At 51.0% G+C, this 9,743-nt stretch carries 10 protein-coding genes and 2 pseudogenes; 4 read left to right on the forward strand and 8 right to left on the reverse strand.

Annotation, left to right across the window (positions count from 1 at the left end; translation table 11 throughout):
- Window positions 1-99: 99 nt before the first annotated feature.
- Window positions 100-783 (reverse strand): hypothetical protein, encoded by a 684-nt coding sequence (locus tag CPT76_RS11665; protein ID WP_258168322.1) that lies wholly within the window; start codon window positions 781-783, stop codon window positions 100-102.
- Between the two features lie 181 nt (window positions 784-964).
- On the opposite strand from CPT76_RS11665, the gene CPT76_RS11670 reads away from it, so the two are divergent.
- The gene (locus tag CPT76_RS11670; protein WP_181152806.1) at window positions 965-1,897 is read left to right on the forward strand and encodes an RCC1 domain-containing protein; all 933 of its coding nucleotides are present in this window, start codon (window positions 965-967) and stop codon (window positions 1,895-1,897) included.
- A 20-nt stretch (window positions 1,898-1,917) separates the two neighbouring features.
- Window positions 1,918-2,472: a copper amine oxidase N-terminal domain-containing protein gene (locus CPT76_RS11675; RefSeq protein WP_105443035.1), complete on the forward strand. Its 555-nt coding sequence runs from the start codon at window positions 1,918-1,920 to the stop codon at window positions 2,470-2,472.
- Between the two features lie 91 nt (window positions 2,473-2,563).
- Here the strand turns inward: CPT76_RS11675 and CPT76_RS11680 are convergent, their stop codons facing one another.
- Entirely contained in the window at window positions 2,564-3,106 is a 543-nt protein-coding gene (locus CPT76_RS11680) for a hypothetical protein (protein ID WP_105443036.1), read from the reverse strand.
- Window positions 3,107-3,354: 248 nt separating this feature from the next.
- Here CPT76_RS11680 and CPT76_RS11685 point away from each other — a divergent pair.
- Window positions 3,355-3,942, forward strand: a pseudogene (locus CPT76_RS11685) (NADPH-dependent FMN reductase); the annotation flags it as partial.
- Window positions 3,943-4,236: 294 nt separating this feature from the next.
- Complete coding sequence (locus CPT76_RS39525) at window positions 4,237-4,521, forward strand: hypothetical protein (RefSeq protein ID WP_258168323.1); 285 nt, start codon at window positions 4,237-4,239, stop codon at window positions 4,519-4,521.
- Here CPT76_RS39525 and CPT76_RS42050 read toward each other — a convergent pair.
- From CPT76_RS42050 to CPT76_RS37290, 6 genes and pseudogenes are all read right to left on the reverse strand, one after another.
- Window positions 4,522-4,662 (reverse strand): annotated as a pseudogene (locus CPT76_RS42050) (nucleotidyltransferase domain-containing protein); the annotation flags it as partial.
- 62 nt (window positions 4,663-4,724) lie between these two features.
- Window positions 4,725-5,543, reverse strand: coding sequence for an ammonia-dependent NAD(+) synthetase (gene nadE, locus CPT76_RS11695; RefSeq protein ID WP_105443038.1), 819 nt, complete (start codon window positions 5,541-5,543; stop codon window positions 4,725-4,727).
- Window positions 5,544-5,558: 15 nt separating this feature from the next.
- Window positions 5,559-6,173: a nicotinate (nicotinamide) nucleotide adenylyltransferase gene (gene nadD, locus CPT76_RS11700; protein WP_105443039.1), complete on the reverse strand. Its 615-nt coding sequence runs from the start codon at window positions 6,171-6,173 to the stop codon at window positions 5,559-5,561.
- 10 nt (window positions 6,174-6,183) lie between these two features.
- Complete coding sequence (locus tag CPT76_RS11705; RefSeq protein WP_105443040.1) at window positions 6,184-7,674, reverse strand: nicotinate phosphoribosyltransferase; 1,491 nt, start codon at window positions 7,672-7,674, stop codon at window positions 6,184-6,186.
- Window positions 7,675-7,763: 89 nt separating this feature from the next.
- Window positions 7,764-8,540 carry an NUDIX hydrolase gene (locus CPT76_RS11710; RefSeq protein ID WP_105443041.1) on the reverse strand — a complete coding sequence of 259 codons (777 nt, stop codon included), beginning with the start codon at window positions 8,538-8,540 and terminating at the stop codon, window positions 7,764-7,766.
- Between the two features lie 180 nt (window positions 8,541-8,720).
- The coding region (locus CPT76_RS37290) for a hypothetical protein (RefSeq protein ID WP_181152807.1) at window positions 8,721-9,743 on the reverse strand (1,023 nt) is incomplete at its 5' end.

The following is a 9,743-nucleotide window of genomic DNA, read 5'->3' on the forward strand; positions in this document are numbered from 1 at the left end:
GCACATCAAACTGATCATTACTGTATGAAACACAAAAAGGCGGCCATCTTGGATGGACGCCTTTTTCATAGGTTTCTGTTGCGACAACGGCTTCAACTTCTACGGCTTACCGATATACAGCTTACCGTTCGCAAAAATCGCCGAGTATCCAAGCTTGTACAGCTCAAAATACGGGGCAAGCGGGTCTCCTTCAAGCCCGTAGCGGTGCCATTGGAGGTAGTACGAAATCCAGTAGTCACAGGCAATGGAATAATAAGCCTCGCTCAACATTTGAACAGGTTCCTGATCATCCGTATGCTCACTCACCAGTTCAAACAACGATTCGTGTACGACGGGATCATATTCCTCTCGGAATTTTTCGAATTCGCTGCCGGATACGATGACAACTTCGGAGACCGTTCCGAGATACCTCGACGCCTCAGCCGCTTCCTCAAGCTCGGCATGATCGTCCATCAGCTGCTTCAAACCGAGAATATGCCTTTTGCCGAGATCCCTGAGCTCCTCTTCGGATACATGTTCAGATTTTCCGTTAAAATACCCGGGCACCCATTCCCCTTCAAAGTCCTGCGGATCCAGCATTTCATAGATCGGAAGGATCCGCTTTAATAAGATATCACCGTCTTCCAGGGGCGCGAACGTAGCTTCCACCCCTTTTCCACTAGGCATATAGATTTGAAAATAGCCGTAAAACATCTCTTCTTCAATAGGCCCCGCAGTTTCTTCAGCCTCTTCTTCATCCATCAATCCAAGCACGTATTTTCCATACTCCTGCTGATCGATCATATCCGCCTCCTGTCTGCTGGATTCTACTAACTAGAATTATAAAGTGTAGGCAGTGGCCGGGGCAACGGTTGGCCGGACACGGGACTTGTCCGATAAAGATTACGCTTGGGCCGCGCAACTTCCCGCATGATGCTTGCGTCTTGATTAGTAGATTCAAGTAAAAAGAACACGGAGGATGATCATGAAATATTCCCACTTCATGCAAGGCGTGCTGCTATCTGCAGTGGTTGTGACGGCGGTATCACCCCATTCGTTTGCGGCAGCATCCACCCAACCGGGAGATCGCATGGATGCTGCAGCACGGCTATCGGTTTCCATCTCTGCAGAGTCACCGGCCGCGTCAGCTTCCAGCACCGCCGCTTTGGGAACGGCTTTCGTTCAGGTGGCAGCCGGAAATTATTATTCGGTCGGACTCCGGGCAGACGGCTCGGTGTGGACCTGGGGAAGAAATTTATTGGGCGAACTCGGGATTCCAGATACTACGGCCGTTTCCAGCATGGTGGCACCTGTTCGTCTCAACACACTGCCACCATTGAACTCGATAGCTACCGACGGGTATGGTTACCAATTGGGCGTCGCTCGCGACGGTACGGTATGGGAATGGGGATCACGGCCGGGCTACGTCCGGGAAACCCAGGTTCCACGAGCACTCCCAGGTTTATCTGGAATCTCGCAAGTAACGACACTGCAAAAGTACAGCTTTGGTCTCGGAAGCGATGGATCCGTTAAAGCGTGGATGAGAGATCAGAAGAGCGGCGATTCGGGACAGCCGATTTCAGTTAGTGGCTTGAAAAATATCGTTCAGCTGCAGTCGACATCCGATTATATCTATGCGCTGGATTCCGCAGGATCTGTCTGGAAGTTAACGGTGAATGCCTCAGAGAATCAGCTCCACCTCTCCGTACCGGTCCGAATACAGGGTTTGCCGGCATTGAAGCAAATTTCCATGCAGCATGCCTATGACGCTTATGGAGTAGACGGTTCCGGCAAGGTATGGAATTGGTCTACCCAAGCTTCTTCTAGCACAGGAAAGCTGTATGTAAAGCCAGTGAGCATTCAGCCGTCCCTTCAGGTCCGAAATGTTTATGTTCCCCCGGTTATGCGTTGCTGGTGAGCCGGCAAGGCGAAGTGTGGATGTACGACGGCAAAAAGGGCAGATCAGCCGTTAAAGTCAAAGGACTGCAGCGGATTGTATCGGCATCGGCCGGGGATACTCATCGTTTGGCCGTTGATGCCAAAGGCCAGGTGTACGGCTGGGGAGCGAAAAATTGGAACGAGGTTGGCGTCGCGCGTAATGCGGGTGATGGCATGGAATACGCACCGGTTCCTCTTCAGCGGCCGATCACCATTCGTATCAACGGCAGCTTGCTCCCCGCCTCCTTCCCGGCAGTCAATAAGAATAACTCGATCATCGTCCCTGTAAAAAGCATAGCGAAGGAGCTCGGAGGCTCTCTCGAGGCCTCTACAACTCAGGAAGGGACCACTTACAGGCTTCAATACGGCCAAACTACGGTGACTTTCCGTCCCGGCACGGCCGAAGCCGCCATTCAAGGGCAGTCCATTGCATTGTCCGGCCCGGTAAGTATGATAAACGGCGCCGTCATGGTGCCAGCCTCCCTGTTCAAACAGCTGGGATGCCAGGTCGATTGGAATCCGACTCTCGCCGAGCTGAGCATTCAAGGCAAGTAACAGGCTGTTCATGCGCAGAAAGCACACGCCGCTAAAATATGGTGTGTGCTTTTTTCCTAATTTAATTGCCTAACGATGGTATAGCTAAATATCATTCAGCGGTGATTTGTTTAAGCAAAGCCAACAGTTCTCTGATCCTGGGAGCAAGGTCCTCGTTTCCGCTCATGATCCGCGTGAACTCCGCTACTCCCTGTTTTAGCAGCACACCGCTGAAATAATAATATCCGTAAAAAGGATCCGGCTCGTAGCCCCGAGGTTCTTCTTCCTCCCACTCCTCCTCGTCTCCGTCTTCTTTCTCGGGCCAGAGGTACTTGTCATCCAGCAGCTCATCCATGGATGATATTAAACCCACGTCACGAATATCCTGATCTGCTAATGCAGAAGCTACAGCAAGGTATAAATCGATCTCTTCGATGGAAACCTGTACCGGCTCCACCGTCCTTAGTTTCTCCATCAATACAAGAATGGTCCAAGGGGTCACCTGCCACAAGGTTCCCTGATGTTCGATCAATCCCGCTACGGAAACGTACTGTTTTTCTTCTATGAACCGGGGAATGTCCGTGCCTCTCCCATAGGCCGTCGTCAACCGATGCCATGGAACGTCTGGGATCTGAATATCGGTAATAGCCTTCATCGCATGATTTCACCTCTCGCTCTTTTTCTTACTTGCTTGCTCTGCTTATATTTACTTCCACGCCGCAGTCCATGGATCCTTTCTCCGGGTATAACAGGTTGGTATCTCAGTTACTTAAATAAAGTTTTTATGTTGACAACATTAAATTTAAAAAATATAATAACTTACGTAAAGTAACTTACTGATGAATTCAGACTGCAGTCGGTTCATAATCAAAATACATCATAGATGGTTCAGGTGGTGCAAACATGTCGTTTTTCAAAAAATTATTTGGCACGGCAGCCAAGGAGGAAGTTACAATGAGCAAATTGAACATCGGTATTATTTTGGGAAGCACGCGTCAAGGCCGGGTAAGCCCGCAAGTGGGACAATGGATCAAAGAGATTGCCGACCAACGCGGTGACGCTAACTACGAAATCGTGGATATCAGCGATTATAATCTGCCTTTCCTCGGAACGACAGACGGTTCCGAACCTGGTATCGCCGCTTGGAACCAAAAGCTCGGAGAACTGGACGGCTTCGTGTTCATCGTTCAGGAATACAACCACAGCATTACCGGCGCGCTGAAGAATGCGATTGACTTCGCCCGTGATGCGTGGAACAACAAGGCAGCAGGGATCGTGAGCTACGGCTCCACCGGCGGCGCCCGTGCGGCGGAACATCTTCGCGGTATCCTGGGAGAACTTTTGGTTGCCGACGTTCGCGTTCATCCAACGCTGTCTCTGTTCACCGATTTTGAAAACGGATCGGTCTTTAAACCGCAAGCCCTTCATCTGGACAATGTCAATGCGATGCTGGATCAAGTCGTAGCTTGGAGCGGAGCCCTCAAGACTTTAAGCATAGGCTGGCGGCACGATATCGAAAGCGTCGGCGAGGGCAGTCGCTCCCTTTTCGTTCATGCAATACTGATGATTTATGGCAAACAGCACCTGGTTCAAGCAGGATACCGCCCTGAAGCAGCATCCGCTCACATAAGAGATGTCTTTCTTGGCGACCCCTTTCATCCCGATGTCAAGCGAAAATTCGGCTTCCCACAAAAACTTGCCGATAACCGCTTGCCTGTATACGGCTGGGAAAGGCGACGTTTTGGACTTCAGGGCGGTAATGATGTCCGCAGGATCCCATAGCACATGGCACAACGCGACTTCCGCCATGTAAATGGCGTTAATAAAGCCGTGAGGATGTCCTGGCTGATAATCAATCGTGACGTTTCCCTCGAGGCATTCTTCCATCTCCGTGGAGACTTTGCGGATATCGCGGTCAAAAGTCAACCGGAATTTGTTCGACTTGCAGCCAGCCCCGCCATTGATCCAGGGTCCCCATCCGCCAATCTCTGTGATCAGGTCCGTTCGGCCGTCATCATCGAGGACAGCAGCGATCCGACGGAGTTCTTTGATGTCCAATCCTTCCCTTGAATCATAATAGATGCCGATATCGATATCGGATCCGGGATGATGTGTCCCTCTAGCTCTGGAACCACCAAGTACGATGGCCCTGACCCCATCAACCTGACAAAGATCCTGTGTTATTCGATGGATTATGGACTGAATATCCATGTCGGCTCACCTCATTCGACTCTTTTCATTGATTATAACAGCCGCACAAACCGGATTTGGCCTTATTTCCACCATTCATCAAAAGGAGTCACAGGCAGCTCACGTTTATGCTGCGAACGGTCGTAACGCTGCTCGATCTTGAGCTGCTCCTGCGGGTCAACCTGCTGCCCGGTCAAATACTGGTCGATCACTTCGTATTCCATGCCCAGCTCGGTTTCATCCGGCTGCTGCGGCTTGTTGTCCAGCAGATCGGCCGTAGGCGTCTTCAGATACAACCGCGCTTCGGCGTCCAAAGCTTTAAGCAGCTGACGGCCCTGCTCTTTGGTCAGCCCGGTCAGCGGCAGAATATCCGCTCCCCCGTCACCGAATTTCGTGAAAAACCCGGTGAGCGCTTCGGCGGCATGGTCCGTTCCGATCACCAAACACTGCCGCTCACCGGCGATGGCGTACTGGGCGATCATCCGCATTCTCGCTTTGACGTTTCCTTTATGGTAATCGGGAAGCCCGTTTCCGGTAGATTCAGAATACGTAAGGGCAAAAGCGTTGACGGCATTCATAATGTTGAAATCATAGCTTTCGTCCGGCTTGATAAAATCCAGCGCCTTCTGCGCATCGTCCTCATCCTTCTGAATGCCGAAAGGGAGCCGAACCGCGTAAAATTTGGCCTCATATCCTTCCGCACGCAGCTCCTGGACCGCAAGCTGGGCAAGGCGTCCTGCCAGGGTCGAGTCCTGCCCGCCGCTGATGCCGAGCACGAACCCCTTGGCCCCTGCCTTTTTGCAGTAATCCTTGAGGAAACCGATTCGTCTGCGAATTTCCTCCTCCGGCTTAATTTCAGGCTTTACATGAAGTTCTTGAATAATTTGTTGTTGGTTTTTCATATAAATGACTCCCTTCTATCGATACAGTTTATGTTGGCACATATAAGCATAGCAGTTGTCGGGAACCAGGTAACGCGGCTCACCGCCTCGTTGGAATTCATCCCGAATATACGTCGAGCTGATTTCCATCGCGAGCCCTTTGTCGATCAGATGAAACGTCTGTCCGTCGTCGGCGTTCCGCAGAATCGGCGATTTGCTGATGGCCGCCAGCATGTTGATTCCGTCCCGAGCCATCACGATAAACTTGTTTTCCTGGATGAGCTCCTCGGATTTCTTCCATTTCCCTTCCCCGATATCAACCAGTAGATCCGCACCCATGATAAAATAAATGTCGTCGTCCGGGAAAGCCTCCTTGTAATGCTTCAGCGTCAGATAGGTGGCAATTTCCCATCCTGCTTGCTTCATCTCATAATCGTCCGCGACAAATTTATCATTGCCATCTATCGCAAGTTGAATCATGTTCCACCGGTGCTCGTCACTGGCATGCAGCGATTTATCCGGCCTTTTGCTTGAACAGGGCAGGAAGATCACCCGGTCCAGCCGGCAGCGGTGGGCCACGGTGCTGGCCGTCCACAGATGCACGTTGGTAATAGGATCGAACGAGGATCCGTATATTCCGATTTTCGCCATGTTCCCCTCCTTAAGTCTGCAGCTGCCGCTGGATGTCCTGCTGAATTTCGTCGATCAGCCTCATTTTGTTATCCCAGCATGCCTGGCTCAGGTTCACCGGATACTCAGCCGGATTCAAGATCCGCTGATATTCCTCCCAAAGCACCTGTAGGTTATCACGCGCAAACGCTCTGATGACCTTCAAGTCTGGCAGCTCATACACCAGCTCGCCGCTGTCAAAAACCAGATGATGGAGCTCCCTTGCCTCAAAACCGGTCACGAACTTGGCAATATACGTATGCACCGGATGGAACATTTTGAGACGCGTCTCTTTCTGTGGTTCTTCATGCTCCAGCGCAATATAATCGCCTTCCGATTTGCCGTTGCTCCGGTTGATGATGCGATAAACCCGCTTTCTGCCCGGGGTTGTAATCTTTTCGGGGTTCGAGCTGATTTTAATGGTGTCGACCATTTCACCAGTTTCATTCTCAATGGAAATCAGCTTGTAAACGGCTCCCAGTGCGGGCTGATCGTAAGCGGTAATGAGCTTGGTTCCGACACCCCACACATCGATCTGCGCTCCCTGGGCTTTCAGGCTCATGATCGTCTGTTCATCGAGATCGTTGGAGGCATAAATTCGGGCTTGCGGAAAACCGGCATCGTCGAGCATTTTTCTGGCCTCTTTAGATAAATAAGCCAGATCGCCGCTATCCAAACGTATGCCTTTGAAGGTGATCCGATCGCCGTACGCTTTGGCCGCCTTAATCGCGTTCGGTACCCCGGACTTCAACGTGTCATAGGTATCGACTAGGAAAACGCAGTCCCGGTGGGACTCTGCATACTTACAGAAAGCGGTATACTCATCCCTGTAGGCCTGAACCATCGCATGGGCATGCGTTCCTGCCGTCGGAATGCCGAACAGTTTGCCGGCCCGCACGTTCGATGTCGCATCAAACCCTCCGATGTACGCCGCGCGCGTTCCCCAAATGGCTGCATCCATTTCCTGGGCCCGCCTGGATCCGAACTCCATCGTGACGTCGCTTCCGGTAACCTGCTTCATGCGGGAAGCCTTCGTCGCGATCAGAGTCTGATAGTTGACGATATTCAGCACAGCCGTCTCGATTAACTGAGCTTCCGCCAGCGGTGCCTCAATCCGCATCAGCGGTTCATTGGCGAACGCCAGCTCCCCCTCCCTCATAGACTTGACCGTTCCCGTGAAGCGGATCCCGGAGAGATATTTTAAAAACTCGTCGCTGTATCCATCTTCCTTCAGGTAAGACAGATCGGATTCCGTAAAACGAAATTGCTGCAGATAGCGCACCACCCGTTCCAGTCCGGCGAAGACGGCATAGCCGTGGTGAAACGGGATTTTACGAAAATAAACCTCAAATACTGCCCGCCGTTCATGAATTCCATCCTGCCAGTAGGCCTGCGTCATATTGATCTGATATTTATCCGTATGCAGCGCAAGGCTGTCATCTGCATCATAAAGATTGGTATCCGGATTCGGTCGCTGATTCATTCGTTGGTCCTACCTTTGTAAAATAAACAATTAACCAAATGTTAAATCAGATTTCGAAAAAAATAAGATCTTATTTTCGCAAAATGGATTTACTTCTTGCTGTGATATATGGAGCTGCTGATATCCGCATCCACAAAGCGGTACAGCTGCGTCGGTTTCTTCGACGTTCGGCTCGTCTTCTTGCCGGCCGCCTCCTGGATAAACGGGAGGGACTTGATCTTTCTGGCAAAAGCCGCATCCAGGGCAATCGCCGAATCTTTCGTTACGGTGAGCAGTACGCTCTGCAGCTCCGAATAGGTAAACTCTTCAGGCAGAAAATCCTTGGCCGCCGTCGTCTCCAGCAGCTTCCGCCGGATGACGGCAATGGCGTCCTGAATGATGACTTCATGGTCAAACGCCAAGTCCAGCGACAGGACGTCGTCGACCGGAAACAGCTCAACCTCGCTCGCGTCATCATTGGCTGCTCTCTGGGACAGATGGCGTTCGGGCACGATCGCATAATGCGCGTTCGATATGATCCAGCCCCGCGGGTCCCGGCCCGGCGTATCGTATACGCCAAAATGCTCCAGATGAATATGCTCGACCCCAGTCTCTTCTTTCAGTTCCCGCTGCGCCGTTTGAAACGCGGATTCCGTTGGTTCGACAAAGCCTCCCGGCAGGGCCCACTTCCCTGCTTCGATGTTGGGGCGGCCCTCACTGTCCGTCATACTCCGTTTAATGAGCATGATTTGCAGCTCCATAACCGGCGGTTTAAATGCTTCCGTCTTCTCCGAACGGATTGTAAAAACCGCGATGTCGGACGTATAGCCGTCAGGTGTGCGGTACTTTCGGACATCGTATTGCTGAAGTGCTTGTTCGTTGGACATATTTGCCTGCGCCTTTCCTGTTTCGATTTACAATTAACATTTTGTTAATTAATAATATACCCGGGTTGTTTTTTTGTGTCAAGGGTTATGTTTCCAAAAAAATAAAATGAAACCCTAGAATTGGCGCTTTACATAAAAAACAAAAAACAAGCCGCTTTGCCAGCGGCTTGTTTCAACTCCTCATCCTTCAGGTTTCACTTTAAAACTATTGAATTCTTTAACCAATCCGGCATTCTCCAGAAAAATATTTTTACCTCCTAATTGGTTACCCATGCCCAGCTTGTTTCCTCCAGCCAAGTAAATGCTGACGGAATCCCCGGCAGTGAACTCTACCGACATGCCGTGGAAGAACGTTTCTGGAAAGGTCCCCGGCAGCGTCACTTCCGTGCCTTCGGCAGTAATTTTTTTAAGGATCCGGCAAACGGTACGAATCCCATCCTGATCCTTCTTGTTCGCTCCAATCAGAGGTTTGTAAATGATGTCCCCATCCTGAATGTGAACATAACTCACGGTGTCGACGGCACATGAAGCGGCCATCTCCTGAAAGCTGCGTTCTTTAGGCAGTGCCTTTCGTTCTTCGGCATAAGAAGGCCGTTCATAAGTTAACCGCTCGGAGCGGGTGTTCTTTTGGAACGGACTGTGATAAGCAAAATCTACAATTCCATGCCCCATATCCCCGGCGAAGCTCAGCGTATCTCCAGGATACGGCGTCTGGTTGTCACGGGCGTATGCCAAATCTTTTCCCGTTAAAAGCTTGTCGGCGAGTACCGTTGTCGTGTTATCCTTCAGATCGACCAGCGTCAGCAAGCCCGTGCGGCCCGGCCGGACGACCAGATAATCCGCTCCAACGAACTGAACGCCGAACACATCATCCTGCTTGGTCAAAGCAGGCAGATCATACGTCGAGACGATCTTCCCTTCGTCGTTATATACCCACACGATCTTTCCGTCCGTCAGTACCGTATATTCGATCCAGCCTTTAGGATCATAAACCTGATAGTTTGACGTATTCGGTTCGTACCGGAGGTCATAAGCCGCATGCTTCTGATCGACGATCCGGTTATTGCGGATCAGAAGCTCGTAAACATCATAATGGGGCTGTGGGTTCGCGTACTTGTCCACAAAGGTCAGCACCTTATTTTTCCCACTTCGAACCGCTCCATCGGTCGTAACGATCCCTTTAAATTCAGCATCCAGTTTACC

It is taken from the genome of Paenibacillus sp. AR247 (genome assembly GCF_002968895.1).
Taxonomy (GTDB): Bacteria; Bacillota; Bacilli; order Paenibacillales; family Paenibacillaceae; genus Paenibacillus_AQ; species Paenibacillus_AQ favisporus.

Bases quoted from the DNA above. Each gene is read 5' to 3' on its own strand.
- CPT76_RS11665 (WP_258168322.1), bottom strand. From the start codon at position 783: ATGATCGATCAGCAGGAGTATGGAAAATACGTGCTTGGATTGATGGAT.
- CPT76_RS11670 (WP_181152806.1), top strand. From the start codon at position 965: ATGAAATATTCCCACTTCATGCAAGGCGTGCTGCTATCTGCAGTGGTT.
- CPT76_RS11675 (WP_105443035.1), top strand. From the start codon at position 1,918: ATGTACGACGGCAAAAAGGGCAGATCAGCCGTTAAAGTCAAAGGACTG.
- CPT76_RS11680 (WP_105443036.1), bottom strand. From the start codon at position 3,106: ATGAAGGCTATTACCGATATTCAGATCCCAGACGTTCCATGGCATCGG.
- CPT76_RS39525 (WP_258168323.1), top strand. From the start codon at position 4,237: ATGGCACAACGCGACTTCCGCCATGTAAATGGCGTTAATAAAGCCGTG.
- nadE (WP_105443038.1), bottom strand. From the start codon at position 5,543: ATGAAAAACCAACAACAAATTATTCAAGAACTTCATGTAAAGCCTGAA.
- nadD (WP_105443039.1), bottom strand. From the start codon at position 6,173: ATGGCGAAAATCGGAATATACGGATCCTCGTTCGATCCTATTACCAAC.
- CPT76_RS11705 (WP_105443040.1), bottom strand. From the start codon at position 7,674: ATGAATCAGCGACCGAATCCGGATACCAATCTTTATGATGCAGATGAC.
- CPT76_RS11710 (WP_105443041.1), bottom strand. From the start codon at position 8,540: ATGTCCAACGAACAAGCACTTCAGCAATACGATGTCCGAAAGTACCGC.